The sequence below is a fragment of the Pseudarthrobacter raffinosi genome (assembly GCF_023913835.1).
Lineage (GTDB): Bacteria > Actinomycetota > Actinomycetes > Actinomycetales > Micrococcaceae > Arthrobacter > Arthrobacter raffinosi.
On the sequence record NZ_JAMXBG010000016.1, the window covers coordinates 14,031 to 39,923 of the forward strand.

Sequence of the window (25,893 nt, forward strand, 5' to 3'; positions counted from 1 at the left end):
ATTATGTTGCGTTGGTTGACTGCCGGTGAATCCCATGGTCCGGCCCTGATGGGAATTATTGAAGGCGTCCCCGCCGGTGTTGAACTCACCAGCGGGCAGATCGCCGATTCATTGGCACGCCGCCGCCTTGGCTACGGCCGGGGCGCCCGGATGAAGTTCGAGCAGGACGTCGTGACCATTCTCGGCGGCGTCCGCCACGGCCTGACCCAGGGCGGCCCGGTGGCCGTCCAGGTCGCCAACACCGAATGGCCCAAGTGGGAGCAGATCATGGCTGCCGATCCGGTGGATCCGGAAATCCTGGCGGACCAGGCCCGCAACGCACCGCTGACCCGGCCCCGTCCGGGCCACGCAGACTTCACCGGGATGCAGAAGTACGGGTTCACCGAGGCCCGGCCCGTCCTGGAACGCGCTAGCGCCCGGGAGACCGCCACGCGGGTCGCCATGGGCACTGTGGCGTCCCAGTTCCTCAAGGCGCTCGGCATCGAACTGGTCAGCCACACCGTCTCCATCGCCAGTGTGACCGTGCCCGAGGGCCGTCCGCTGCCCGTTCCAGCCAACGTGATTGCGCTCGACGCCGATCCTTTGCGCTGTTTTGACCGCGAGACCTCAGACGCCATGGTGGCCGAGGTTGACGCCGCCCACAAGGAAGGCGAAACCCTGGGCGGTGTGGTGGAGGTCCTCGCGTACGGACTGCCGCCGGGACTGGGCAGCTATGTCCACTGGGACCGCAGGCTTGATTCGCGCCTCGCCGCCGCCCTGATGGGCATCCAGGCCATCAAGGGCGTGGAAGTTGGCGACGGTTTCCTGACAGCTGCGCGCCGCGGCTCCGCTGCCCACGATGAAATCGTCAAGGACGCGGACGGCAAGATCATCCGGACCAGCAACCGGGCCGGCGGCATTGAAGGCGGCATGAGCATCGGCGACGTCCTGCGCGTGCGAGCGGCCATGAAGCCCATCGCCACGGTGCCCCGCGCCCTTCGCACGGTTGACGTCAGCACGGGGGAGCCTGCCAAGGCGCACCACCAGCGCTCCGACGTCTGTGCCGTGCCGGCTGCCGGCGTGGTGGCCGAGGCGATGGTTGCGCTGGTTCTGGCGGAAGCCGTCACCGAAAAGTTCGGCGGTGACTCCGTGGCGGAGACCGCCCGCAACATCAAGGGTTACCTGGACAACATTCCGGCATCCCTGGACTCGATCGGCCACTAGTGCCAAGGAGCCGTAAGGCCGGTGTGCCTGGCGACCGGCCCATTGTCCTCATCGGACCCATGGCGGTGGGAAAGTCCGCGATCGGCCACGAGCTGGCCAAGCTGCTGGACGTGCCCTTCGTCGATACGGACAACCTGATCGTGGAAGCCCATGGCAGCATCGCCTCCATTTTTGCCGGCCGCGGCGAGCACGCGTTCCGGGAGATCGAGGCCCGGACCGTTGCCAGCGCGGTGGAGCATGCAGAAAGCGCGGCCAGCGTGATTTCCTTGGGTGGCGGCGCCGTGCTGGATTCCGGCACGCAGCAGCTCCTGGGCCGCTGCACTGTGGTGTACCTCGAATGTGATGAGGAAACCGTGGCCAGCCGCATCGCCCGGAACTCGGGTCGGCCGCTACTCGCCGGCGATGCCATGGCCCGATGGTCCGCTCTGTTTATTACCAGGAAACCCGTTTACGAACGGCTGGCCAACCTTGTGGTGGATGTCCGCCAGGGCTCGGTCAGCGAGCTGGGACACCGGCTCGAAGTTGCGCTGCGTGACTACGCGGCCGCCAAACAGGAAGTTGAAAATTGAGCGTCGATTCAACAGTCATCAAGGTCACCGGCGAATCCGCTGGGCAGAATTACGACGTCGTAGTTGGCCGCGGTCTGCTGGGGAACCTTCCGGCGTTGCTGGGGGAGCGGGTCCGGCGTGTGCTGGTCATCCATCCCCGTGCGTTGCGGCTCACCGGTGACACGGTCCGCGATGAGCTGGCTGCAGCGGGTTTCACCTCGCTGACCGCGGAAATCCCGGACGCCGAAGAAGGCAAACACATCCAGGTCGCCGCTTTCTGTTGGCAGGTCCTGGGCCAGAACGATTTCACGCGCTCGGACGCCATCGTGGCAGTGGGCGGCGGGGCCGTCACCGACCTGGCCGGTTTTGTGGCGGCTACCTGGCTTCGCGGCGTGAAGGTCATCCACATGCCCACCAGCCTGCTGGGCATGGTGGATGCTTCCGTGGGTGGAAAGACCGGCATCAACACGGCTGAGGGCAAGAACCTGGTGGGCTCCTTCCACCCCCCGGCCGGAGTGCTGGTGGACCTGGACACCCTTAACACGTTGCCCAGGAATGAAATCATTTCCGGGATGGCTGAAGTCATCAAGTGCGGCTTCATCGCAGATCCGGCCATCCTTGACCTGATCGAAAAGGACCCGGCGGCGGCCACCGACCCCGGATCGGACGCCCTGCGCGAACTCATCGAACGCGCTATCGCGGTCAAGGCCAAAGTGGTTTCGGAAGACCTCAAGGAATCCGGGCTGCGCGAAATTCTTAACTACGGCCACACCTTGGCCCACGCCATTGAACTGGTGGAGCGGTACTCCTGGCGGCACGGCGCGGCAGTATCGGTGGGCATGATGTTCGCCGCTGAACTTGCCCGCAGCGTTGGCCGGCTCAGCGACGTGGACGCCGACCGCCACCGCAGCATCCTGGAAACACTGGGCCTCCCGGTCACATACCGGCGAGACCGCTGGCAGGGGCTGCTGGACGGCATGCGGCGCGACAAGAAATCACGCGGGGACCTCCTGCGCTTTGTGGTTCTGGACGGCATCGCCAAGCCGGGCATCCTGGATGTCCCGGACACGTCCCTGCTCTTCGCGGCCTACCAGGAAATCGCCTCCTGATGCAGGGCGACGTGGCGGGCACCAGCGACTGGCCCGAGGCTGGCTTCCCCGGAATCCGGATCAACCCGGTCTCCCTGCTGCCGGAGATCGTCAACGAGGATGCCTGCCGCGCGGCCCTGGCGGCGTCCGCGGACCCGTCAGACCAGATTTTCGTCCTGATCGTGGAAGGGCATGCTGCGGAGGCGGCCGAACTGCTCGCGGAGGCCCGCTTCAAGGACCCTGAGTCCTTCCGGCTCCGCACGTTCGAGGCCGAGGTACTGCGTGTCTCCCACCGCACCGACCGCGCCGTTGATTTGTTCAGGCAGTTACTCGCTGAGTTCCAAGGGACTGACCGTGAAGCACTGGTACTGCAATACCTGGGCAAGACCCAGTACGCCGCCGGACACACGTCCGCCGCGGTAGAAGCCTTTGCCCGGGCACTGGATCTTCGGGTTGCGCAATCGGCTGATGCCGCGCAGATCTACTCGTCCACCGTTGCCCTTCAGCGGGCCCGCGACGTCCTGGATCTCGCCTGCTGACACGCCTATCCGGTTCTGAGGTGGGTGGCCGGGAGGCCCGGACGCAAGCCGCCCGGGTTTTACCGGTAGAATGGTTCTTGGATTTTTGATAAACACGCGCTGGCGGGCCGTTCGGCCTGCCTGGCCGGCATAGAACGTCTGACAACTGACCAGACAGATAGAAACCAGAGGATACCAGTGGCAACCACTAACGACATCAAGAACGGAACGGTCCTGAAGCTCGAGGGCCAGCTCTGGAACATCATTGAATTCCAGCACGTCAAGCCCGGCAAAGGTGGCGCGTTTGTGCGGACCAAGATGCGGAACGTGATGTCCGGCAAAGTTGTAGACAAGACGTTCAACGCCGGCCTTAAGATCGAAACCGCCACGGTTGACCGCCGGGACTACCAGTACCTGTACCAGGACGGCGCCGACTTCGTGTTTATGGACACCTCGGACTTCGACCAGCTCACTGTCTCCGGCGCCACTGTTGGTGACGCCACCAACTTCATGCTGGAGAACCAGATGGTCAACATCGCCATCCACGAAGGCAACCCGCTCTACATCGAACTTCCGCCCAGCGTTGTCCTCGAGATCACCTACACCGAGCCTGGCCTGCAGGGCGACCGCTCCTCGGCTGGCACCAAGCCCGCAACGCTGGAAACCGGCTACGAGATCCAGGTTCCGTTGTTCGTCGAGAACAACACCAAGGTCAAGGTTGATACTCGCGACGGCAGCTACCTCGGCCGGGTCAGCGAGTAGTGAGCGCACGCGGTAAGGCCCGTAACAGGGCACTGGATGTCCTCTTCGAGGCCGAGCAGCGCTCGGTTTCCGCCTTCGATGTACTCAGGTCCCGGCGCGAACTGACAGACCAGATCGTGAACCCGTACACCTTGGAAATCGTGGAAGGCGTCGTCTCACAGCAGACCGCCATCGACGAATTCCTCGAGACCTATTCCCAGGGCTGGACCCTGGAACGTATGCCTTCGGTGGACCGCATCATCCTGCGGATCGGCACCTGGGAACTGCTGTACAACGACGACGTTCCCGACGGTGTCGCGGTCAGTGAGGCAGTGGCACTGTCCAAGACGCTCTCAACGGATGAATCGCCGTCGTTCATCAACGGCCTCCTGGGCCGGCTGCAGCAGCTGAAGCCCTCCCTCTTGGCCTGAGCTGCTACGGCGGCGGGTAAAGAGCCCGCGCACGGCGTCGTGAAGAGCCCCGGCCAGGTCCACCTGGCCGGGGCTCTTTGCGTACCCGGAAACGATCGCTGACCGGCGCTTCCTATAGGATCTGACTATGCAAAACGCGTCCACAGGCCCACGCGCCGGCAGCAGCACAGATGACCAGACCGGCCCCCGCAGGACCGGCCGCGCGGTCAGCCGCGAGGTGCTGGCGGACCACGTTTACGCGGAACTCCTGGCCTCCCTTATGGATGGCCGGCTGGCGCCCGGAGCCGTGGTCAGCATTGACGGGACGGCCCGCGAACTGGACGTTTCTCCCACTCCGGTCCGCGAGGCCCTTGCACGGCTTGAGCACACCGGAATGGTCCGGAGGGTGGCGCTGAAAGGCTACCGCGTGGCTCCCGTTTTTACGCAGGAGGATTTTGCGGAGCTGATGGAGGCGCGGTTGGCAATCGAGCCCGTCAACGCCCGGCTGGCCTGTGAACGCATCAACCAGCATGGCCTGGCCGAGCTCGGGAAGGCCGTCGAGGACCTGAAATCCGCACCTCGGGGACCTTCGTTTGCCGAGTTCAAGGACTACCTCGAGGCGGACGAGAGGTTCCACCAGCTGATTGCGCGGCAAACCGGAAACCAGTTTATGGAGGCCGCCTACTCAGCCCTCGGGGGACAGGTCCAACGGTTCCGGCTCTTCGGCGGCGTGGGCATTACGGATGCCGAGCACGCCATCGCGGAACACGAGGCAGTCCTGGCTGCCGTTACCACCGGCGATCCCGACAAAGCAGCCGCAGCCATGGCGGACCACATCCGCAAGGTCCGTTCCCGGGCCATTGCCGACGCCCCGGAAAGCTAATCCCGGCTGGGCGGGGCCCACTCAGGGATGTGATCTTGACAACTCTTTTTTGATAGTAGATCCTATAGGAAAGAGGATTACGAGGGAGTGAAGCATCGTGGCTTACACAGCTGAGAATTGGCCCATCACCGCAGCACTGCTGCAGTTTCCGGGAACTGACGGCAAGGGAATGCAGATCAACGACGCCGATGCGTCCAGTTGGGCGGAAGTCCTGACCGAGGTCAAGGAAGCCGGCTTCGCCAACGCTGACCTGACCGACAGCTGGGTCCGTCCCGGCGATCTGAGCAAGGAGCGGCTCGCCGAGTTCAAGCAGACTGCAGACAATGTGGGCATCGGGATACCGGTCATTTCCGCCATCCGCCGCAGCGTGATCCACCAGACGGACTGGGCCGACAACCTCGCCTACAGCCACCGGACCATCGACGCAGCCGCCGAGCTCGGCTGCGAAGTAGTCTCCTTCGGACTGCACCAAGCCATTACCCCGGAGCAGCAGAAGCAGCTGTGGTTCTGGACCGTTGAGGGCTACAAGGACCCGGTGGGGGACAAGGAAGTGTGGGGCAAGGCAGTCTCCCGCATCCGTGAGCTGGGCCAGCACGCAGCAGACGCCGGTGTCCTGCTCTCCCTGGAGATGTACGAGGATACCTACCTCGGCACGGCGGACTCCTCGATACAGCTGGTGCAGGACATCGGCCTGGCCAATGTTGGGCTCAACCCGGACCTCGGCAACCTGATCCGGCTGCACCGGCCCATCGAGGACTGGCGCGAAATGGTAGCCAAGACCATGCCGTACTCGAACTACTGGCACATGAAGAACTACATCCGGGACGAGGACGTGGCGCGGGACAGCTACATCACCATGCCCGCCCCGATGGAGAGCGGCCTCATCAACTACCGCGAAGCCTTCAAGGTTGCACTGTCCGTAGGCTTCCAGGGCATCCTCTGCACCGAACACTACGGCGGAGACGGACTCAGCGTTACGGCCAGCAACCAGGAGTACCTACGCCGCCACATCCTGCCCAAGACCGATGGCTATGCGCTGGGCCAGAGCCAGGTTGCCCAGGGCCGGCAACTGCCCGCCGCGGAATTCGCTGGCGTCTAAGGAAAAGCCATGACCCAGATCTTCGACAACCCCGCAGACTTTGCGGACGATGCACTGGACGGCTTCGTCGCCGCCAACCGCGGTTACGTTGCACGCGTTGATGGCGGAGTGGTCCGGTCAACCGAAGTCCCCGCCGGCCAGGTTGCCCTGGTGGTAGGCGGCGGCTCCGGTCACTACCCGGCTTTCGCCGGACTCGTGGGTCCAGGGCTGGCGACGGCCTCGGCCTGCGGCAACATGTTCGCTTCGCCGGCTGCCGGGCAGATTTACCGGGTGGCCAAAGAGGCAAATGCCGGCGGGGGAGTGCTGCTGAGCTACGGCAACTATGCGGGCGACGTCCTTCACTTCGGTCAGGCGCAGCTGCGCCTGAACGCAGAGGGCATCGAGACCCGCACGGTCACCGTCACGGACGACATCGCCAGTGCACCGACCGACCAGATCGGGAAGCGCCGCGGCATCGCCGGCGACCTCACGGTGTTCAAGATCGCCGGTGCCGCCGCCGAAGCGGGACTGAACCTTGACGACGTCGAGCGCTTGGCCATCAAGACCAACCACCGAACGCGTTCGCTCGGCGTGGCCTTCGACGGCTGCACCCTGCCCGGCGCCAGCGAACCGCTCTTCCACGTCCCGGCAGGCCAGATGTCCCTGGGCCTGGGCATCCACGGGGAACCGGGCATCTCGGAACATCCCATGCCCACGGCGTCCGAACTCGCCGAACTGCTGGTCTCGCGCCTCCTCGCGGACACTCCGGATCACCGCGGAAACCGTGTGGTGGCCATCGTCAACGGCCTCGGTACCGTCAAGTACGACGAACTTTTCCTCCTGTTCGGCAAGATCGAGAGACTCCTCGTCAACGCCGGACTGACCGTGGTGGAACCGGAATGCGGCGAGTTGGTCACGAGCCTGGACATGTCCGGGCTATCCCTCACGCTGTTCTGGCTGGATGAGGAACTCGAACGCTACTGGGCCGCGCCAGCAGACTCACCGGCCTACCGCAAGGGCAACCTGGCTCCGCGTGCCCGCCGCCAGCTGACCGGACCGGAAGACGCCGTCGCCGGCGAAGTGGAAGAAACGACGGCGGCAGCAGCGGACCTGGGCCGGCTGGCAGCCGCCGTGCTCGCCCAAGTGCGGGAAGTCGTCGTCGAACACGAAGAGGAACTGGGCAACCTGGACGCCATAGCCGGCGACGGCGACCACGGCATCGGCATGCGCCGCGGCGTGGAGGCAGCAACCGACGCCGCGGCACAGGCCGCAGAGTCCGGCGCGTCGGTGGGACGCGTGCTTGAAGCAGCCGGAGAAGCCTGGAGCGAACGCGCGGGCGGCACCTCAGGCGCACTGTGGGGATCTGCAATCATCGCGTCTGGACTTGCCCTGGGCAACCGGGAAAGCTACACCATTGAGGACGCGATCGCCGCCGTGACCGCATTGGTGGGCGCCATTACCGAGCTCGGCAAGGCCGAGCCGGGCGACAAGACCATGGTGGACGCGCTCTTGCCCTTCCGGGAGGCGTTCCTCCGGGAGTCCGACGGCGGCAACTCCCTCGCAGGGTCTCTCACCGCAGCCGCAGTCGCTGCCCGGGCGGCGGCTGCCAAAACGGCGGAACTGCGCCCGCTCAAGGGCCGCGCCCGTCCGCTGGCCGAAAAGAGCCTCGGGCACCCCGACCCCGGCGCGGTCTCCTTTGGACTGATCGCCGAACGGATTGCCGCATACATCCACTCTGGCCTGGCGGAGCCAAACTTCACGGAGCCAGGGTTGGTTCAGTCTGAACTGGCTTACGCGGCCGGAAAAGGAGCAACAGCATGAACACCCACGCAGGTTGGCGCATCGTCATCGGCAACGATGAGGCCGGCGTCGAGTACAAGGAAGCACTGAAGGCGCTGCTCACCGCAGACAGCCGCGTTGCCGCCGTGCTGGACATCGGCGTTGGGGCCAACGATGCCACCGCCTATCCGCACGTCGCGGTTAATGCCGCCCGTAAAGTGGCGGAAGGCGAAGCGGACCGCGCACTCCTCATCTGCGGAACGGGACTGGGAGTTGCCATCGCGGCCAACAAGGTACCCGGAATCCGTGCGGTGACGGCCCACGACAGCTATTCCGTGGAGCGCTCCGTCCTCAGCAACAATGCACAGGTCCTCACGCTGGGCCAGCGGGTCATCGGCCTGGAGCTCGCCAAGAAGCTCGTGGGCGAGTGGCTCGAGTACCGCTTTGATGAAAGTTCAGCGTCCGCCGGCAAGGTCGACGCCATCTGCTCCTATGAGCCCGCATACACGAAGGCAGTCTGATCATGACCACAACACCTAACAGCTCACGCAAGATCGCCGTCGTCGGATCGGGCTACATGGGCGGCGGCATTGCCCAGGTCCTGGCACTGGGCGGAGCCCGCGTCGCCCTGGCCGACGTCTCCGCCGAGGTGGCGCAGAAGAACTATGACCGGCTGCTGGCCGAATCCGACCAGTTCGTCGCCGACGGTCTGTTCCCCGAGGGTTCCACCGCCATCCTCAAGCAGAACCTCTGGGTCGCCAAGGACATCGAGGAAGCCGTGGCGGGTGCCGACTTCATCGAAGAAGCCGTACCCGAAGTCATCGCCATCAAGCACCAGACACTGGCACGGATCAGCGCCGCTGCCCGGGCCGATGCCGTCATCGGCTCCAACACGTCAACCATCTCCATCGCGGAGCTGTCCGAGCCGGTCGCCAACCCGGAGCGCTTCCTGGGCGTGCACTTCTCGAACCCGTCCCCGTTTATCCCTGGCGTGGAGATCATCCCGCATGCAGGCACTTCGGCCGCCACCATCGGCGCCGTCCGGGATCTGGTCCATGCCGCCAACAAGCAGACCGCGGTGGTCAAAGACGTCACCGGATTTGTCCTGAACCGCCTGCAGTATGCCCTGTTCCACGAGGCCGCGCAGCTCGTGGAGCAGGGAATCGCGACCGCTGAGGACGTGGACACCCTGGTCCGCACCACCTTCGGCTTCCGCCTGCCGTTCTTCGGTCCGTTCGCCATCGCAGACATGGCCGGCCTGGACGTGTACAACTTCTGCTACAAGTCACTGCAGACCGAATTCCCGGAACGCTTCGCCACGCCCAAGATCCTGAGTGACCTGGTGGAAGCGGGCAAACTCGGCACCAAGTCCGGCGCGGGCTTCCTCAACGTCCCGGCCGAACGCACCCCGGAACTCATCGCCTACCGCAACCGGGCCTACGTGGCCATGCAGAAGCTCATCGACGAGCTCGGCCCGGCCCCCATCAACTAAGGAGCATTTCCATGGCCACTTTCCCTGCTGAACGCACCGCCATCATCACGGGCGCCGTCTCCGAACGCGGTATCGGCCGCGCCACGGCCGGCTACCTGGCCGCCCAGGGCTGGAACATCGGCATCATCGACCTGGACGACGCCCAGTCCCAAGCCGCCGCCAAGGAAATCGCCGCCCAGTACGGCGTGAAGGCCCACGGCGTCGGCGCCAACGTCGGCGACGAAGCCTCCGTCCGCGCAGCTATCGACTCGATCGAAGCAGAGCTGCCGCAGGTCGTCGCACTGGCCAACGTGGCCGGCGTCAGCTCACCTGTTCCGTATCTTGAACTGGACGCCGCTGAATGGGACCGCGTAATGAGCATCAACCTCAACGGTGTCCATTACGCCACCCGCCGCGTCGCCGAATCCATGGCGAAGAACCGGATCGGACGCATCGTGAACATCTCTTCCGTGTCCGCCCAACGCGGCGGCGGCACCTTCTCCAAAACGCCGTACTCCGCGGCCAAGGCAGGGGTCATCGGCCTGACCCGCGCCACCGCCCGCGAGTTGGGGGAGTACGACATCACGGTGAACGCCATTTCCCCCGGCCCTGTCGACACGGACATCATGGGCGGCACCCTCAGCCAGGAACGCAAAGACGAACTCACCAAGGACCTCGTGGTCAACCGCGTCGGATCCACCCGCGACATCGCAGCAGCCATCGCCTTCCTCATCAGCGAGGACGCCGGATACATCTCCGGCCAGACACTGAACGTGGATGGCGGACTCTACATGCACTAGGAAGGACCACCATGGGCACCTGGACCAAGGAACGCAGAATCTACCTGGCCGTGGGCGTGTTCGCCTGCCTGATCGGCGCAATACTCATCGCATTCTCGCTCTAACCGCTCCACCTTCCACTGATTTGCTCACCTGCTTACTCAACGAGGAGTTTGAATGACTGTCACCACTGGAACAAATGCCACCAAGGAGTTACTGGATTCACCGGTCCTCAAATCGGCGATCTCCAAAGCCTCCTTCCGGCTGATGCCGATGCTCGTCATCCTGTACGTCGTGGCCTTCCTGGACCGCACCAACGTGGGCTTCGCCGAGGCAGCACTTGAAGTGGACAGGGGCATCACCGCCGGCGCATATGCCCTGGGTGCCGGTATCTTCTTCATCGGCTACGCCTTGTTCGAGATCCCTTCCAACCTGCTGCTGACCAAGTTCGGCGCCAAGGTGTGGCTGGCCCGCATCGCCATCACGTGGGGCATCGTCTCGGCCTGCTTCGCCTTCGTCCAGGGCGAGACCTCCTTCATCATCCTGCGCTTCCTGCTCGGCGTGACCGAGGCCGGCCTGTTCCCGGGCGTCATCATGTTCCTGGCCGCCTGGTTCCCCAACAAGGTCCGCGTCAAGATGTTCGCCATCTTCTACCTGGCCCAGCCGTTCTCCCAGATGATGGGCGCCCCGCTGTCGGGGTGGCTCATCAACATCGGCGACCAGGTTCCCGGCGTTGCCGGCTGGCAGGTCATGTTCTTCGTTGAAGGCATGCTGGCAGTACTCGCCGGTATTGCCGCCTACTTCTTCCTCATCAACACCCCCCAAGACGCGAAATTCCTGGACAAGGACGAGAAGAAGGCGCTGCTGGACGTTATGGCCCTCGAGGACGGGGTCAAGGAAAAGGACGGCCCCCGCGGTGTCCTCGCCGCCATGAAGAACCGCAAGGTCTGGTACTTCACCGCCATCTACTTCTGCCTCCAGATCGCCGTTTACGGCGTGACGTTCTACCTGCCGCAGCAGGTGGCACAGCTCACCGGGCAGAAGGTGGGCATCGAAGTGGGCCTGCTGGCCGCCATCCCCTGGTTCTTCGGCATCTTCGCGTGCTACTTCATCGGCAAGGCGGCCAACACCATCGTCCGCCGCCGTGTCTGGGGCACCGGGCTGTTTATCTCCACCGGCCTGTGCATCTTCGGCTCCGCCTGGGCGGGCTCCAACCACCTCCCGGCGCTGGGCATCATCTTCATCACGCTCGCGGTGTGCAGCTTCCTCTCGATCGGTCCCATCGCGTGGTCCTACCCGACGGCGTTCCTCACCGGAACGGCGGCCGCTGCGGGCATCGGCCTGATCAACTCGCTGGGTAACCTGGGCGGTTTCGTGGCCCCCATCCTGCGGACCACGGTCAACCAGGTCACCGCATCGGACACCGGCACCATGGGCGTGTACGCCCTGGGTGTCCTTCCGTTCTTGGCGGCCATCATGATGTACGCCACGAAGAGGTTCCGCAACAAGGCCGACGATCTGCTCGATAACAAGTGACCGGACACCATGACTGAATGCAGCAGCGCGGACCAGAGCGGCACCCCGGAGATCCTCTACATCGGCGTCAGCACCAAGATGTACATGGGATACCGGGACTGCCTGGACTGGCTCGCCCGCATACAGCATGAAGTCGACTCCCGTCCGGCCCTTGCGGCCGGGCGGGTGGTCCCGTTTGTGATCCCTTCCTTCCCGGTCCTTCCGGCCGCCAGCGGCGTCATCTCAGGATCACCGCTTCTGCTGGGAGCCCAGAACTGCGGCTGGGCGGACGGCCCGTGGACAGGTGAGGTGTCGCCGTCGCTTCTGGCCGAGCTTGGGGTGAGCCTCGTGGAGATCGGCCACGCCGAACGGCGGCGGCACTTCGGCGAGGATAACACCATGATCGCCCGGAAAGTCAAGGCAGCCGACGACGCCGGCATCACCCCGCTGCTGTGCGTGGGCGAGGACACACGCAGTGAAAAAAGCGGGACCGGAGCCAGCGGAGCGGCTGCATTTGTCCATCAGCAGATCGACGAGGCGGTCGGCGGTGACTGGGCCCTGGCATCCCGGCTCATGATCGCCTACGAACCGGTCTGGGCCATTGGCGCAACGGAGCCCGCCGATGCAGGCTACGTCGCCGCCGTGGTGCGTTCACTGCGGACGCTGCTGGCTGCCCATTCGCACGAGGCAGGTGACGCGTTGGGGGACCCGCCGGTTATCTATGGCGGGTCGGCCAAGCCAGGGCTGCTGCCCGCGCTCGACAGCGTCTCCGGGCTCTTCCTGGGCCGGTTCGCCCACGATGCGGCGAACTTCGGCAAAGTCCTTGATGAGGCACTGTCAATGACGGCTTTGCAGGAGGTTCTCCGGGGAACCTAGCCGGAGGAACCGAACAGGAGGAACCGAACGGCGCCCGAGTCAGCCCGCGACGGCGGCGCGCAGGGACAGAATCCGCTGCAGCTGCTGCTGCTCCTCCATCTGGTGCAGCCGGACGTCGCGGCCGCTGAGGATGCGCTGCCGGATGAAGGCGAGCTGGGTGGCAGCGTGGAGGAACGCCTTCATCTGCGGGCGGCGGTGGTAGCCGGCCGCCCACTGCAGGGCGGTCCGCCGGCCGCGCGGGGTGGCCAGCAGTTCCACCTCGGCGGGGCTGAACCAGCCAGCCGCGGAGTATTCCATCAGCCGTTGGCGGGTGAGTCGGTTTTCAGCGACGCGGAGGAGGACGATGCCCACAACGGCCAGCACAAAGATGGGCACCTGGACCAGGATGTATTCCGCCAGGAACCCCGCGCCCATGCTGTTCCACCGGTTATGCAGCAGCATCGCGGGGATCAGCCCGATGACAAAGGCCAGCACCGAGGCTCCGGAGTGCCAGCGGCGGGCGGCGAAACCCATGATGAGGCCGGTGGACCCCGTGAAGATGGCATGGGCGAAGGGTGACATCACGCCGCGGAGGAGGAAGACCTGGGCCAGATCCGTTCCCGGGTTGGCGGATTCAGCGATGGCCCGGCCAAAGTAGAGGATGTTTTCGGTGAACGCGAAGCCGCCGGCGATGGTGAAGGCGAAGACTATGCCGTCCACCGGACCGTCGAAGTGTTTGCGCGCCAGCAGCAGGATCATCAGCAGGCCCAGGGACTTCGCAAACTCTTCCACTACAGGCGCCTGGACGGTGGCCATAAACGTCTGGAAGTCAGCCACCTCGCTGAACTGGAAAGTCAGGGCGAAGAACGGCTGGATGAGCAGCGTGACCGCGATGGACACCGCAGCGCCCCAGGTGAACGCGAAGACCAGGAGCCGCTTGGGTTCCGGTTCCCACCGGTCGATCAGATAAACCGCAAGGAGCACCGCGGACAGCGGGATCAGTGACAGCACAAACCCTGCCAGGAACCCGCCCACGCCGATGTTGGCCACTAAGAACGGCACCACCAGGAACAGGCTCAGGAAAACAAGGGCGGCGCCGCCCACCGTGAGTGCCAGAAGGCCTGCGGGCCGGCGGCCAGCCAGGGTTGCCTGCGGAGGCCCCAGCGGCGGCAGCCTGGCCGCGTTGGTTCCGGGCGCGGGCCGGTAGTACTCCGGTTCAACCCGGCCCATCCAGCTGGGGTTCGCCTGCGTGGGGAAAGGATCCGGTGGGCCGGCCGGCCCGCCGGCCTGGCCGGAACCCGGCTGATGAGGGTGCATGGACATACTGGAAGCCTATGATGCCCCTGCCGATGTGGTAATTTTGAGACGCAAATGATCCTTTTTTAATTCCGTCCCGTGAGGCGGGGAAAGGGGAGACGAGAGTTTGACTTCTGTCACAAACGCACCGGTTCCAGCCAGGGTTGTCCTCAACCAGGCGGACATCGACCGTGCACTCACTCGAATCGCCCACGAGATCCTTGAGGCCAACAAAGGGTCCAAGGACCTGGTTCTGCTGGGCATTCCGCGCCGCGGCTACCCGCTGGCCGTCCGCCTCGCACACAAGATTGCGGCCGCGGACCCCACCGTGGACGCCACCGCCATTGTCGGGCAGCTGGACGTCACCATGTTCCGCGATGACCTTTCCCACCAGCCCACCAGGCCGCCGTACCCCACACAGCTCCCGCGAACGGGAATCGATAACAAGGTTGTGGTGCTCATCGATGATGTCCTGTACTCCGGCCGCACTATCCGTGCCGCCCTTGACGCCATCATCGACCTCGGCCGTCCCCGGATCGTCCGGCTCGCTGTGCTGATCGACCGCGGCCACCGTGAGCTGCCCATCCGCGCCGACCACGTGGGCAAGAACCTGCCCACCTCGTCCGCCGAGAAGGTCCGGGTCCGCCTGGAGGAAACCGACACCGCAGCCGACGGTTCCGTAGTCAACGAAGTGGTTATCGAGGGCGGCGCGTGAAACACCTCCTCTCCACTGAAGACCTCAGCCTGGCCAACGCCATCCGCATCCTCGACACCGCCGAGGAAATGGCTGCCGTCGGGGACCGCGAAGTCAAGAAGCTCCCGGCCCTCCGCGGCCGCACCGTGGTGAACCTCTTCTTCGAAGACTCAACCCGCACGCGGATCTCCTTCGAAGCGGCCGCCAAGAGGCTGTCCGCCGATGTCATCAACTTCGCCGCAAAGGGCTCCTCCGTCTCCAAGGGCGAATCCCTCAAGGACACGGCCCAAACGCTGGCAGCCATGGGCGCGGACGCCGTCGTGATCCGCCACTGGGCCTCGGGCGCGCCGCACCGGCTCGCCGCGACGGACTGGATCGACGCCGCCGTCATCAACGCCGGCGACGGCACCCACGAACACCCCACGCAGGCCCTCCTGGATGCCTTCACCATGCGCCGGCACTGGTCACAGCTGGCCGGCTCTGCCTCGACCGGGGCGGACCTCAAAGGCATGCGCGTAGCCATCGCCGGGGACGTCCTGCACTCCCGCGTGGCCCGCTCCAACGTCTGGCTGCTCCGCACGCTCGGCGCCGAAATCACCCTTGTGGCGCCACCCACCCTGCTGCCCATCGGCGTCGAACACTGGCCGTGCAAGGTCAGCTACGACATGGATGACACCCTGGCGCAGGGTGTGGACGCCGTGATGATGCTGCGCGTGCAGGGCGAGCGGATGAACGCCTCGTTCTTCCCGTCCACCCGCGAATACTCGCGCCGCTGGGGCTTCGATGACAACCGGCTCCGGGCGCTGGACAGCCTGGGACTGAAGGACACCATCATCATGCATCCCGGACCCATGAACCGTGGCCTGGAGATTTCCTCCGCCGCCGCCGACTCGCCCCGTTCCACTGTGCTTGCACAGGTCCGCAACGGCGTCTCGGTCCGGATGGCCACCCTCTATCTGCTGCTCTCCGGGGATACCCGCGAACCAGCCGCCACAGCGGGCGCGACCCGCAACCATTCCACCAAGGAGAGCAACTGATGGCAGAGAACAACGGAACCTACCTGATCCGCGGTGCATCAATCCTGGGCGCCGGGGCCGAGGACCTGCTCATCAGTGACGGCGTCATCGCCGCCCGGGGCGCAGCCGCTGCCACCCACCCAGACGTGGACGGCGCCGCCGTCATCGAAGCCGCCGGCCTGGTGGCACTGCCCGGCATGGTGGACGTGCACACGCACCTGCGCGAACCCGGCCGCGAAGATGCCGAAACCGTGGAGACCGGCACCCGCGCCGCCGCCCTGGGCGGTTTCACCGCGGTCCACGCCATGGCCAACAGCAACCCGGTGGCGGACACAGCCGGTGTGGTGGAACAGGTCCACAGCCTGGGCCGCGCGGCCGGCTGGGTGGACGTGCGTCCCGTCGGCGCCGTGACCGTCGGCCTGGCCGGCGAACAGCTCGCCGAACTCGGTGCCATGGCAGATTCCCGTGCCCAGGTCCGCATGTTCTCCGACGACGGCATCTGCGTCCATGATCCGGTGCTGATGCGCCGCGCCTTGGAGTACGTCAAAGCGTTCGACGGCGTGGTGGCCCAGCACGCGCAGGAACCCCGCCTTACCGCCGGGGCCCAGATGAACGAGGGCGCCGTCTCCGCCGTCCTGGGACTCACCGGCTGGCCGGCGGTGGCCGAGGAGAGCATCATCGCCCGTGACGTCCTGCTGGCGCAGCACGTGGACTCCCGCCTGCACGTCTGCCACGTCTCCACCGCCGGCTCCGTGGAGATCATCCGCTGGGCCAAGGAACGCGGCATCAACGTCACCGCCGAAGTCACCCCGCACCACCTCCTGCTCACCGACGACTTGGTCCGCAGCTACAACCCTGTGTACAAGGTCAACCCGCCGCTGCGGACGGATGCAGATGTGCAGGCACTGCGCGCCGGCCTGGCGGACGGCACCATTGACGTGGTGGGCACCGACCACGCCCCGCACCCGAGCGAGCACAAGGAATGCGAGTGGGCGCAGGCCGCGATGGGCATGACCGGGCTGGAAACCGCGCTGTCCGTGGTCCAGCACACCATGATCGAAACCGGCCTCATGACCTGGGCCGATTTCGCCCGCGTGACTTCCACCGCGGCGGCCCTGATCGGCCGAGTGGCGGACCAGGGCCGTCCACTGGACGCCGGCGAACCCGCCAACATTGTTTTGGTGGACCCGGCTGCCCGGTGGACCGTTGACCCAGCCAAGATGGCAACCATGGGCCACAACTCCCCGTTCGCCGGCCTGGAGCTGCCGGGCAAGGTGGTGGCCACGTTCTACAAGGGCCACCCCACCGTCCTGGACGGCCAGCTCAACACGCCGTACCGCGAACCGTCCGCGGCAGGCGCCTCCTGATGGACACCAAACTACTCACCGGCCTCATCACGGCCGCGCTCATCGCCGTCGTCCTGCTGATGATCTGGGTAGGCTGGCGCAACCGACTCAGGCGGCAGGCCGACGTCGGCCGGTTGCCCGACGTACCCGAGGCGCCCGGGGTCCCGCTCGCCGGAGCCGACGGCCAGTACGTTGCGTCCACCACCGCCGGAGACTGGCTGGACCGGATCGCGGTACACCGCCTCGGCATCCGCACCAATGCCGTTCTCAGCGTGTACCCGCACGGCGTCCTCTTCGACAGAACCGGTGCCCCGGCGCTCTACATCCCGGCTGGCAGCCTCACCGCCGTCCGGCAGGAAAGCGGAATGGCCGGCAAATTCGTTGAAAAGGACGGACTCCTGGTCCTCACCTGGGACCTCGGGACCCACGAATTCGACACGGGCTTCCGGACCCGCCGGGCCGCCGACAAAGACGCCCTCTATGACTCCCTTCAGCAATTGATCGCCGCGGCCCGCCAGGCAGATCCCCAGAGTGGAAAGTAAGACAGTGACAGAAACAGCGACAGTAAAAGCAGGGACTGCGGCACCAGCAGCCCTTTCCACCACAGTTCCCACACCGGCGGTGCTGGTCCTCGAGGACGGCCGCATGTTCCGCGGCACCAGCTACGGCGCGCAGGGCACTGCCCTGGGCGAAGCGGTGTTCGCCACCGGCATGACCGGCTACCAGGAAACCATCACCGATCCTTCCTACGCCCGCCAGCTGGTGGTGCAGACGGCGCCGCACATCGGCAACACTGGTGTGAACAGCGACGACGCCGAGTCCCGCCGTATCTGGGTGGCCGGCTACATCGTCCGCGATGCTGCCCGCCGCCCCTCCAGCTGGCGCTCCGAACGCTCCCTGGACGCGGAGCTCATTGAGCAGGGGATAGTCGGTATCCAGGGCGTGGACACCCGCGCCATTACCCGCCACCTGCGCGAGCACAAGACCATGCGGGCCGGCATCTTCTCCGGCGGCGCGGCCAAGGCCACGGACAAGGAACTCCTGGACGCAGTCCTGGCCAGCGCCCCGATGGAAGGCGCCCGCCTGGCCGAGGAAGTCAGCGTCAGCGAAGCCTATGTGGTGGACCCCCAGGAACACGGCTGGGACGGCGAGCCGCGCTTCAGCATTGCCGCGATCGACCTCGGCATCAAGGCCATGACCCCCATCCGCTTCGCCGAGCGCGGCGTCCGGGTCCATGTCCTGCCGGCAACGTCCACCCTCGAGGACGTCAAGGCCGTCAACCCGGACGGCTTCTTTATGTCCAACGGCCCGGGCGACCCCGCCACGGCCGATGCCCAGGTCAAGCTGCTGCGTTCCGTCCTGGACGAAAAACTGCCGTACTTCGGCATCTGCTTCGGCAACCAGATCCTGGGACGCGCCCTGGGCTTTGGGACGTACAAGCTCCGCTACGGCCACCGCGGCATCAACCAGCCCGTCCTGGACCGCCGCACCGGCAAAGTGGAGATCACCTCGCAGAACCACGGCTTCGCCGTGGACGCACCGCTCGACGGCGCCACGCAGGCTCCCGAGGAGCGATACGGCCGCGTTGAGGTCAGCCACATCAGCCTTAACGACGACGTCGTCGAAGGCCTCGCGTGCCTGGACATACCCGCCTTCTCGGTGCAGTACCACCCGGAAGCCGCGGCCGGCCCGCACGACGCCGCCTACCTGTTTGACCGTTTCATCGACCTGATGGCGGACACAAAAGCAGCCGGCACCAAGAACACCACCGATTCCAAGACTGAGGACAAGAAGTAATGCCTAAGAGAACTGACCTTAAGAGCGTCCTGGTCATCGGTTCCGGCCCGATCGTCATCGGCCAGGCCGCTGAGTTCGACTACTCCGGCACCCAGGCACTGCGTGTCCTCAAGGAGGAAGGCCTGCGGGTCATCCTGGTGAACTCGAACCCGGCCACCATCATGACGGACCCCGAGTTCGCCGATGCCACCTACATCGAGCCCATCACCCCCGAGGTGGTGGCGAAGATCATCGCCAAGGAGCGCCCTGACGCCATCCTGCCCACCCTCGGCGGGCAGACTGCGCTGAACACGGCCATCGCGCTGGACAAGAACGGCGTGCTGGCAAAGTACAACGTAGAGCTCATCGGCGCGAACATCGCCGCCATCGAGCTCGGCGAGGACCGCGAAAAGTTCAAGGGCGTAGTGGAACGCTGCGGGGCCGAATCGGCCCGCAGCCACATCATCCACACCCTGGACGAGGCCTTCACCGCGGCCGAGGACCTCGGCTACCCGATGGTGGTTCGGCCCTCATTCACCATGGGCGGCCTCGGCTCCGGCCTGGCCTACAACGAAAATGACCTCCGCCGCATCGTCGGCCAGGGCCTGCAGTACAGCCCAACCAGCGAAGTGCTGCTTGAAGAGAGCATCCTCGGCTGGAAGGAATACGAGCTTGAGATGATGCGCGACAAAAACGACAACGTCGTGGTGGTCTGCTCCATCGAGAACTTCGACCCCGTGGGCGTGCACACCGGCGACTCCATCACCGTGGCACCTGCACTGACGCTGACGGACCGTGAATACCAGCGGCTGCGCGATATCTCCATCGCCGTCATCCGTGAGGTGGGCGTGGACACCGGCGGCTGCAACATCCAGTTCGCCATCGAGCCGGACACCGGCCGGGTAGTGGTCATCGAGATGAACCCGCGCGTGTCCCGGTCCTCCGCCCTGGCGTCCAAGGCCACGGGCTTCGCCATCGCCAAGATCGCCACCAAACTGTCCCTCGGCTACACACTGGACGAGATCCCGAACGACATCACGCAGAAGACCCCGGCGTCCTTCGAACCCACCCTGGACTACGTGGTGGTCAAGGTTCCGCGCTTCGCTTTCGAGAAGTTCCCGGCCGCAGATGACACCCTCACCACCACCATGAAGTCCGTGGGCGAAGCCATGGCCATGGGCCGCAACTTCACCGAAGCGCTGCAGAAGGCGCTCCGCTCCCTGGAACAGAAGGGCTCGCAGCTGGACTTCACCTCCGTCCCCGAATGGGAAGTCCCGGAGCTGATCGAGAAGGCCAAGCGGCCCACCACGGAACGCCTGCACCAGGTCCAGCGTGCCTTGCTCGGCGGCGCCACCGTGGAACAGCTGTTCGAAGCCACCAAGATCGACCCCTGGTACCTGGACCAGCTCCAGTTGCTCAACGAGATCTCCCACGAGATCCGGAAGGCCGGATCCCTGACCGTGGAGATGCTCAAGCGCGCCAAGCGCCACGGCTTCTCGGACGAGCAGATCGGCGCCCTCACGCACAACCCCGAAGCCGTGGTCCGCGGTGTCCGGCAGGCCCTCGGGATCCGTCCGGTCTACAAGACGGTGGATACCTGCGCCGCCGAGTTCGCCGCCTACACCCCGTACCACTACTCGTCATACGACGAGGAGGACGAGATTGCGCTGCACTCCAAGCCGTCCATCCTGATCCTCGGTTCCGGCCCCAACCGCATCGGCCAGGGCATCGAATTCGATTACTCCTGCGTCCACGCCTCCATGGCGCTGCGTAAGGCCGGCTATGAGACCGTTATGGTCAACTGCAACCCGGAGACCGTCTCCACCGACTACGACGTCTCCACCCGCTTGTACTTCGAGCCGCTGACCCTTGAGGACGTCCTCGAGGTCATCGCCGCCGAGGAACGCACAGGCGGCGTAATGGGCGTCTTTGTGCAGCTCGGTGGCCAGACGCCGCTGAAGCTGGCACAGCAGCTGGCCGACGCCGGCGTCCCCATCCTGGGCACGTCCCCGGAAGCGATCGACCTCGCCGAGCACCGCGGCGAGTTCTCCCGCGTACTCGACAATGCCGGGCTGATCGCCCCGAAGAATGGCACCGCTGTTTCCTTCGACGACGCCAAGAAGATCGCCGACGAGATTGGCTACCCTGTCCTGGTCCGCCCGTCCTACGTGCTCGGCGGCCGCGGCATGGAAATCGTCTACGACGAGCCGAACCTCTCCCGGTACATCGCCAACGCCACCGAAATCACCCCGGACCACCCGGTGCTGATCGACCGCTTCCTGGAGGACGCCGTCGAAATCGACGTCGACGCCCTCTTTGACGGCACCGACATGTACCTGGGCGGCATCATGGAGCACATCGAGGAAGCCGGCATCCACTCCGGCGACTCCGCGTGTGTCCTCCCTCCGATCACCCTGGGCAACAACGTGATCGAGCGTGTCCGCACGGCAACCCGCGCCATCGCCGAGGGCGTGGGCGTGCGCGGCCTCATCAACATCCAGTTCGCGCTGGCCTCAGACGTTCTCTACGTGCTCGAAGCGAACCCGCGTGCCTCCCGCACCGTGCCGTTCGTCTCCAAAGCGACGGGCGTCCAGATGGCCAAGGCCGCCGCGCTGATCGGCACGGGCGTCACCATCCACCAGCTCCGGACCGCCTACAAGATGCTTCCGGAAACCGGCGACGGCTCCACGCTGCCGCTCGACGCGCCGGTCTCGGTCAAGGAAGCAGTGCTTCCGTTCAGCCGCTTCCGTACTCCGGAAGGCAAGGTAGTGGACTCGCTGCTCGGCCCGGAGATGCGGTCCACCGGCGAAGTCATGGGCATCGACAAGCACTTCGACACCGCCTTCGCCAAGAGCCAGGCAGCAGCCAACAACGCCCTGCCCACTGAAGGCAAGATCTTCGTCTCCGTGGCCAACCGGGACAAGCGTGCGGTTATCATGGCCGTCAAGCGCCTCTCGGACCTCGGCTTTGAGATCGTCTCCACCGGTGGCACCGCCGACGTCCTGCGCCGCAACGGCATCCAGGCCAGCACGGTCCGCAAGGTCGCCGAGGGCAGCAGTGCCGAAGGTGAGGGCACCATCGCGGACCTCGTCATCGCCGGCGAGATCGACATGGTCTTCAACACCCCCTCCGGCGGCGAGGCCCGCAGCGACGGCTACGCCCTGCGTGCCGCCGCGACCTCCATCGGCATCCCCTGCATCACCACGGTGGCCGAGTTCAACGCGGCGGTGCAGGCCATCGAGGCGATGCGTACCTACGAGTGGTCAGTGACCAGCCTGCAGGAGCACGCCGCCGCCCTGGTGGCGTCCCAGAAGGCAGCTGCGGAGAACGCGGCGGCCGAGTCTGCGGTTTCGCAGAATGCCTGAGGCCGGTTCCGCCGCATCAAGCCCCGCCGGCCGGGAGTCCTTTGGCTCCCGGCTCGGGGCGGCCATGGCGGCCCGCGGCCCGCTGTGCGTGGGCATTGACCCGCACCCGGCACTCCTGAAGGACTGGGGACTCGCCGACGACGCCGCAGGGCTGAGGCGGTTTTCGCTGACGGTCTTGGAAGCCATCGGTTCGCTCGCTGCCGCGGTGAAGCCGCAGGTGGCGCTCTACGAGCGCCACGGTTCGGCCGGGATGGCAGTCCTGGAAGAGGTCCTGGCCGCGGCAACGCAGGCGCAGGTCCTCACCATTGCTGACGCCAAGCGGGGCGATATCGGCTCCACGATGGCTGCCTACGCAGACGCCTGGCTGCGGGACGGCTCGTCCCTGGCTGCCGACTCCGTGACCCTTAGCCCGTACCTGGGGTTTGAGTCGCTCCGCCCGGCGCTTGACCTGGCAGCGGACTACGGCCGGGGCGTATTTGTCCTGGCGTTGACCTCCAACCCGGAGGGGGCTTCCGTGCAGCATGTGGGCGGAGCCGACTCCGTGGCCCGGCGGATCGTCGAGGCGGCAGCGGCAGAGAACAGCCGTTATGCCGGCGGCCTGGGGTCCGTTGGACTCGTCGTCGGCGCCACTGTGGGGTCAGCGTTGACTGACCTGCACCTGGACCTCCCGGCGGTCCGTGGACCCATCCTGGCCCCGGGACTGGGCGCCCAGGGTGCCACACCGGCAGACCTGCGCCGAACCTTCGGGGCGGCGTACCCGCAGGTCCTGGGGACGTCCAGCCGGGATATCCTGGCTGCCGGTCCAGGGACCCAGGGTCTCCGTGATGCTGCGTTGCGCACTCTTGAGGGGCTCATCGGCAAATAGGCGCCCTCAATGCTGGCATCCATTGATTCACCGCCCACCAAGGGGTAGGTTTCAGGACAAGTCCAACGGCGGTCGCCTTGGACTCAGCCGATGAATCCGGGGGTGTCCTCCATGAGCCTGCGACCCTTATCTCCTTCGGAACGCGCGGCGGCCCTGAACAAGGCGGCCGCCGCGCGGGCCGCCAGGGCGGCCGCCAAAGAGCGCCTCAAAAACGGCAAGACGTCGGCAGCGGACCTTATCGGTGCCGCCGCCGCGGATGACGCCCTGGCCCGGATGCGGGTGGTGGAGCTGTTGGAGGCCCTGCCGGGCATCGGAAAAGTCAGGGCTGCAGCCATTATGGAGCAGTTGGGCATAGCGGCATCCCGCCGTCTCCGCGGGCTGGGCATTCACCAGCGCCAGGCGCTGGTAGATTTTATAGACGAGAAATAGGGCGTTTCCTAGAGGCGCCCGAACCCAAACTCCGCCGCAAAGGAATACGTGAGCAAGAAACCGGGACTGACAGTCCTCGCTGGTCCGACGGCTGTTGGCAAAGGCACCGTGTCCACCTACATCCGGGATAACTACCCCGAAGTCTGGCTTTCCGTATCGGCCACCACCCGCGCTCCGCGGCCCGGTGAGCAGGATGGCGTCCACTACTTCTTCAAGTCCATGGAAGAGTTCGAGTCGCTCGTTGCGGCCGGCGAGTTCCTGGAATGGGCCGTAGTCCACGGCCAGAACACCTACGGCACGCTGCGGAGTTCCGTGGACGAGGCCATCGCGGCCGGCAGGTCCGTCCTGCTGGAGATCGATCTGCAGGGTGCACGCCAGGTCAAGCAGGCCGTTCCTGACGCCCAGTTTGTGTTCCTGGCGCCGCCCAGCTGGGACGAAATGGTCCGCCGACTGGTGGGTCGCGGCACGGAAACTGAGCAGGAGCAGCAGCAGCGGCTGGAAACGGCTAAACTGGAACTTGCCGCTGAACCGGAGTTTAACCACACCGTCATCAATGATGACGTTCGCCGGGCAGCGGACGAGCTTGTTTCACTCATGGGGCTGACCCCGCACCCGCACTAGTAGCCGGTAGCAGCCAGCCCGTTAGAATTTGGAGAATTCGTGTCCACGAACCTTGAAGGCATCATCAACCCGCCGATCGACTCACTGCTTAAGGCAGCTGATTCCAAGTACGGCCTGGTGATCTTCGGTGCCAAGCGTGCACGTCAGATCAACGCTTACTACGCCCAGCTGCACGAGGGCCTGTTCGAGTACGTCGGCCCCCTGGTCGACACCAAGCTGAACGAGAAGTCGCTGTCCATCGCCCTGCGCGAAATCAACGAAGGCAAGCTCGTTTCCACGCCGATCGAAGCCGCAGAGTAAGTTCAGACTGCCCTGTTGACGGAGGTCACGTGCGCATAGTCCTCGGAGTCGGGGGAGGGATTGCGGCCTACAAGGTCGCATCGCTCCTCCGGCTTTTTACTGAAGCCGGCCACAATGTCACGGTGATTCCCACCGAGGCAGCCACCCGCTTTGTGGGTGTCGCCACGTGGGAGGCCCTGTCCGGGAACCCGGTCAGCAACAGCGTCTTCGACGACGTGCACCAGGTCAACCACGTCAGGCTCGGCCATGAGGCCGACCTCATTGTGGTGGCGCCCGCGACGGCCGATCTTTTGGCTCGCGCGGCCACCGGACAAGCCAATGACCTCCTCACCAACACGCTGCTCATGGCCAGCGGCCCGGTACTCTTTGCCCCCGCCATGCACACGGAGATGTGGCAGCACGCCGCCACCCGCGCCAACGTTGAAACGCTGCGGAGCAGGGGAGTGGCCGTCCTGGAACCGGCCAGCGGCCGGCTCACCGGCACCGACTCCGGTCCGGGCCGCCTGCCTGAGCCCGAAGCCATCTTCGACGCCGCCATGGCACTCGCCCAGGGCCAGTCCGATTACCAGCTTCCGCTGGCCGGGCGGACCGTCACAGTCTGTGCAGGCGGAACGCGGGAACCGCTGGACCCCGTCCGTTTCCTAGGCAACCGGTCCTCCGGTAAGCAGGGCGTGGCGCTGGCCGTCGCCGCCCGCAACGCGGGTGCCACGGTCCGCCTGGTTGCCGCCCATATGGAGGTTCCGGCGCCAGCAGGGGTCGACGTCGTGACCGTTGAGACCGCGCTGGAGTTGCGCGAGGCCATGCTGGCAGCCGCGGCGGATTCCGACGTCGTGATCATGGCTGCGGCCGTGGCGGACTTCCGCCCCGCGGAGATCTCCGGCACCAAGATCAAGAAACGTGATGACACCGCGGACCCCGTCATTTCCCTGGTCCGGAACCCGGACATCCTCCAGGAACTGGTCGAGGTCCGGGACCACGCTCCCGAAAACCATGCCAGCCGCCGGAGCCAGCTGATTGTGGGCTTCGCGGCAGAGACCGGTGACGGCCAGGGCGACGTCCTGACCTACGCGGAGGCAAAGCTCAAGCGCAAGGGCTGCGATCTCCTGGTGGTCAATCATGTGGGATCGGACAAGGTTTTTGGCCAGGACAGCAACTCGGTAGTCATCCTTGCCCGCTCCGGCGCCGAACCACAACTGGCCGCCGGAACCAAAACAGAGGTTTCGGCCGCCGTCATCACGCGGGTCGGCTATGAGCTGAACCACGTTTCGCCACGCGCCTGACCGAAAGCCACGCACCGTTTCCTTAGCACGGGGACAC

General features: G+C 65.6%; 26 protein-coding genes. 25 read left to right on the plus strand and 1 reads right to left on the minus strand.

The features are described from left to right. The first annotated feature begins 3 nt into the window (after window positions 1-3). The 14 genes from aroC to NG697_RS15190 all read left to right on the plus strand — a co-directional run bounded on the left by aroC (window position 4) and on the right by NG697_RS15190 (window position 12,889). Window positions 4-1,203 carry a chorismate synthase gene (gene aroC, locus NG697_RS15125; protein ID WP_058932358.1) on the plus strand — a complete coding sequence of 400 codons (1,200 nt, stop codon included), beginning with the start codon at window positions 4-6 and terminating at the stop codon, window positions 1,201-1,203. After that, entirely contained in the window at window positions 1,203-1,772 is a 570-nt protein-coding gene (locus NG697_RS15130; protein ID WP_374209938.1) for a shikimate kinase, read from the plus strand. The genes aroC and NG697_RS15130 overlap by 1 nt, the downstream gene beginning before the upstream one ends. Further along, on the plus strand, window positions 1,769-2,860 hold the full coding sequence (gene aroB / locus NG697_RS15135; RefSeq protein WP_252614582.1) for a 3-dehydroquinate synthase: 1,092 nt from the start codon (window positions 1,769-1,771) through the stop codon (window positions 2,858-2,860). The genes NG697_RS15130 and aroB overlap by 4 nt, the downstream gene beginning before the upstream one ends. Further along, complete coding sequence (locus tag NG697_RS15140; protein WP_252614583.1) at window positions 2,860-3,378, plus strand: tetratricopeptide repeat protein; 519 nt, start codon at window positions 2,860-2,862, stop codon at window positions 3,376-3,378. Before aroB ends, NG697_RS15140 begins: the two co-directional genes overlap by 1 nt. A 177-nt stretch (window positions 3,379-3,555) precedes the next feature. Continuing rightward, on the plus strand, window positions 3,556-4,119 hold the full coding sequence (gene efp / locus NG697_RS15145) for an elongation factor P (RefSeq protein WP_056340266.1): 564 nt from the start codon (window positions 3,556-3,558) through the stop codon (window positions 4,117-4,119). Continuing rightward, on the plus strand, window positions 4,119-4,529 hold the full coding sequence (gene nusB / locus NG697_RS15150; RefSeq protein WP_056340263.1) for a transcription antitermination factor NusB: 411 nt from the start codon (window positions 4,119-4,121) through the stop codon (window positions 4,527-4,529). The genes efp and nusB overlap by 1 nt, the downstream gene beginning before the upstream one ends. A gap of 127 nt (window positions 4,530-4,656) precedes the next feature. Further along, window positions 4,657-5,391, plus strand: a complete 735-nt coding sequence (locus NG697_RS15155; RefSeq protein WP_252598905.1) for a GntR family transcriptional regulator — start codon at window positions 4,657-4,659, stop codon at window positions 5,389-5,391. Between the two features lie 97 nt (window positions 5,392-5,488). Beyond that, window positions 5,489-6,490 carry a sugar phosphate isomerase/epimerase family protein gene (locus NG697_RS15160; protein WP_252614584.1) on the plus strand — a complete coding sequence of 334 codons (1,002 nt, stop codon included), beginning with the start codon at window positions 5,489-5,491 and terminating at the stop codon, window positions 6,488-6,490. 9 nt (window positions 6,491-6,499) lie between these two features. Beyond that, on the plus strand, window positions 6,500-8,290 hold the full coding sequence (locus NG697_RS15165) for a dihydroxyacetone kinase family protein (protein WP_252614585.1): 1,791 nt from the start codon (window positions 6,500-6,502) through the stop codon (window positions 8,288-8,290). Further along, window positions 8,287-8,769 carry a ribose-5-phosphate isomerase gene (locus NG697_RS15170; protein ID WP_252598902.1) on the plus strand — a complete coding sequence of 161 codons (483 nt, stop codon included), beginning with the start codon at window positions 8,287-8,289 and terminating at the stop codon, window positions 8,767-8,769. The genes NG697_RS15165 and NG697_RS15170 overlap by 4 nt, the downstream gene beginning before the upstream one ends. A gap of 2 nt (window positions 8,770-8,771) precedes the next feature. Next, on the plus strand, window positions 8,772-9,740 hold the full coding sequence (locus NG697_RS15175; protein ID WP_252598901.1) for a 3-hydroxyacyl-CoA dehydrogenase family protein: 969 nt from the start codon (window positions 8,772-8,774) through the stop codon (window positions 9,738-9,740). Window positions 9,741-9,751: 11 nt separating this feature from the next. Further along, window positions 9,752-10,519 (plus strand): SDR family NAD(P)-dependent oxidoreductase, encoded by a 768-nt coding sequence (locus NG697_RS15180; RefSeq protein WP_252608002.1) that lies wholly within the window; start codon window positions 9,752-9,754, stop codon window positions 10,517-10,519. A gap of 156 nt (window positions 10,520-10,675) precedes the next feature. After that, window positions 10,676-12,034, plus strand: coding sequence for an MFS transporter (locus tag NG697_RS15185; RefSeq protein WP_252598899.1), 1,359 nt, complete (start codon window positions 10,676-10,678; stop codon window positions 12,032-12,034). 9 nt (window positions 12,035-12,043) lie between these two features. After that, window positions 12,044-12,889, plus strand: a complete 846-nt coding sequence (locus NG697_RS15190) for a triose-phosphate isomerase family protein (protein ID WP_252614586.1) — start codon at window positions 12,044-12,046, stop codon at window positions 12,887-12,889. A 39-nt stretch (window positions 12,890-12,928) separates the two neighbouring features. Here the strand turns inward: NG697_RS15190 and NG697_RS15195 are convergent, their stop codons facing one another. Then, window positions 12,929-14,191 carry a PrsW family intramembrane metalloprotease gene (locus NG697_RS15195; RefSeq protein WP_252608000.1) on the minus strand — a complete coding sequence of 421 codons (1,263 nt, stop codon included), beginning with the start codon at window positions 14,189-14,191 and terminating at the stop codon, window positions 12,929-12,931. Between the two features lie 100 nt (window positions 14,192-14,291). Here NG697_RS15195 and pyrR point away from each other — a divergent pair, with 100 nt between their 5' ends. The 11 genes from pyrR (at window position 14,292) to coaBC (ending at window position 25,856) form a co-directional block, all read left to right on the plus strand. Beyond that, the gene (pyrR, locus tag NG697_RS15200) at window positions 14,292-14,879 is read left to right on the plus strand and encodes a bifunctional pyr operon transcriptional regulator/uracil phosphoribosyltransferase PyrR (protein WP_056340241.1); all 588 of its coding nucleotides are present in this window, start codon (window positions 14,292-14,294) and stop codon (window positions 14,877-14,879) included. Then, a complete protein-coding gene (locus tag NG697_RS15205; RefSeq protein ID WP_252598895.1) occupies window positions 14,876-15,895 on the plus strand; it encodes an aspartate carbamoyltransferase catalytic subunit in 1,020 nt (339 codons plus the stop codon). Before pyrR ends, NG697_RS15205 begins: the two co-directional genes overlap by 4 nt. Then, window positions 15,895-17,241: a dihydroorotase gene (locus tag NG697_RS15210; RefSeq protein ID WP_252614587.1), complete on the plus strand. Its 1,347-nt coding sequence runs from the start codon at window positions 15,895-15,897 to the stop codon at window positions 17,239-17,241. The genes NG697_RS15205 and NG697_RS15210 overlap by 1 nt, the downstream gene beginning before the upstream one ends. Further along, entirely contained in the window at window positions 17,241-17,762 is a 522-nt protein-coding gene (locus tag NG697_RS15215) for a PH-like domain-containing protein (RefSeq protein WP_252614588.1), read from the plus strand. Before NG697_RS15210 ends, NG697_RS15215 begins: the two co-directional genes overlap by 1 nt. Beyond that, complete coding sequence (gene carA / locus NG697_RS15220; protein ID WP_374209941.1) at window positions 17,743-19,017, plus strand: glutamine-hydrolyzing carbamoyl-phosphate synthase small subunit; 1,275 nt, start codon at window positions 17,743-17,745, stop codon at window positions 19,015-19,017. Before NG697_RS15215 ends, carA begins: the two co-directional genes overlap by 20 nt. Beyond that, window positions 19,017-22,361: a carbamoyl-phosphate synthase large subunit gene (gene carB / locus NG697_RS15225; RefSeq protein WP_252607997.1), complete on the plus strand. Its 3,345-nt coding sequence runs from the start codon at window positions 19,017-19,019 to the stop codon at window positions 22,359-22,361. Before carA ends, carB begins: the two co-directional genes overlap by 1 nt. After that, entirely contained in the window at window positions 22,354-23,226 is an 873-nt protein-coding gene (pyrF, locus tag NG697_RS15230; RefSeq protein WP_252598891.1) for an orotidine-5'-phosphate decarboxylase, read from the plus strand. Before carB ends, pyrF begins: the two co-directional genes overlap by 8 nt. Window positions 23,227-23,337: 111 nt before the next feature. Further along, on the plus strand, window positions 23,338-23,655 hold the full coding sequence (gene mihF / locus NG697_RS15235; RefSeq protein WP_168223552.1) for an integration host factor, actinobacterial type: 318 nt from the start codon (window positions 23,338-23,340) through the stop codon (window positions 23,653-23,655). Window positions 23,656-23,703: 48 nt separating this feature from the next. After that, window positions 23,704-24,276 (plus strand): guanylate kinase, encoded by a 573-nt coding sequence (gmk, locus tag NG697_RS15240; protein WP_252614589.1) that lies wholly within the window; start codon window positions 23,704-23,706, stop codon window positions 24,274-24,276. 39 nt (window positions 24,277-24,315) lie between these two features. Next, window positions 24,316-24,576 carry a DNA-directed RNA polymerase subunit omega gene (gene rpoZ, locus NG697_RS15245; protein WP_056340218.1) on the plus strand — a complete coding sequence of 87 codons (261 nt, stop codon included), beginning with the start codon at window positions 24,316-24,318 and terminating at the stop codon, window positions 24,574-24,576. 29 nt (window positions 24,577-24,605) lie between these two features. Next, window positions 24,606-25,856, plus strand: a complete 1,251-nt coding sequence (gene coaBC, locus NG697_RS15250) for a bifunctional phosphopantothenoylcysteine decarboxylase/phosphopantothenate--cysteine ligase CoaBC (protein WP_252598889.1) — start codon at window positions 24,606-24,608, stop codon at window positions 25,854-25,856. Window positions 25,857-25,893 lie beyond the last annotated feature (37 nt).

Bases quoted from the DNA above. Each gene is read 5' to 3' on its own strand.
- aroC (WP_058932358.1), top strand. From the start codon at position 4: ATGTTGCGTTGGTTGACTGCCGGTGAATCCCATGGTCCGGCCCTGATG.
- NG697_RS15140 (WP_252614583.1), top strand. From the start codon at position 2,860: ATGCAGGGCGACGTGGCGGGCACCAGCGACTGGCCCGAGGCTGGCTTC.
- NG697_RS15155 (WP_252598905.1), top strand. From the start codon at position 4,657: ATGCAAAACGCGTCCACAGGCCCACGCGCCGGCAGCAGCACAGATGAC.
- NG697_RS15165 (WP_252614585.1), top strand. From the start codon at position 6,500: ATGACCCAGATCTTCGACAACCCCGCAGACTTTGCGGACGATGCACTG.
- NG697_RS15170 (WP_252598902.1), top strand. From the start codon at position 8,287: ATGAACACCCACGCAGGTTGGCGCATCGTCATCGGCAACGATGAGGCC.
- NG697_RS15175 (WP_252598901.1), top strand. From the start codon at position 8,772: ATGACCACAACACCTAACAGCTCACGCAAGATCGCCGTCGTCGGATCG.
- NG697_RS15180 (WP_252608002.1), top strand. From the start codon at position 9,752: ATGGCCACTTTCCCTGCTGAACGCACCGCCATCATCACGGGCGCCGTC.
- NG697_RS15185 (WP_252598899.1), top strand. From the start codon at position 10,676: ATGACTGTCACCACTGGAACAAATGCCACCAAGGAGTTACTGGATTCA.
- NG697_RS15190 (WP_252614586.1), top strand. From the start codon at position 12,044: ATGACTGAATGCAGCAGCGCGGACCAGAGCGGCACCCCGGAGATCCTC.
- NG697_RS15195 (WP_252608000.1), bottom strand. From the start codon at position 14,191: ATGTCCATGCACCCTCATCAGCCGGGTTCCGGCCAGGCCGGCGGGCCG.
- NG697_RS15210 (WP_252614587.1), top strand. From the start codon at position 15,895: ATGGCAGAGAACAACGGAACCTACCTGATCCGCGGTGCATCAATCCTG.
- NG697_RS15215 (WP_252614588.1), top strand. From the start codon at position 17,241: ATGGACACCAAACTACTCACCGGCCTCATCACGGCCGCGCTCATCGCC.
- carB (WP_252607997.1), top strand. From the start codon at position 19,017: ATGCCTAAGAGAACTGACCTTAAGAGCGTCCTGGTCATCGGTTCCGGC.
- pyrF (WP_252598891.1), top strand. From the start codon at position 22,354: ATGCCTGAGGCCGGTTCCGCCGCATCAAGCCCCGCCGGCCGGGAGTCC.
- mihF (WP_168223552.1), top strand. From the start codon at position 23,338: ATGAGCCTGCGACCCTTATCTCCTTCGGAACGCGCGGCGGCCCTGAAC.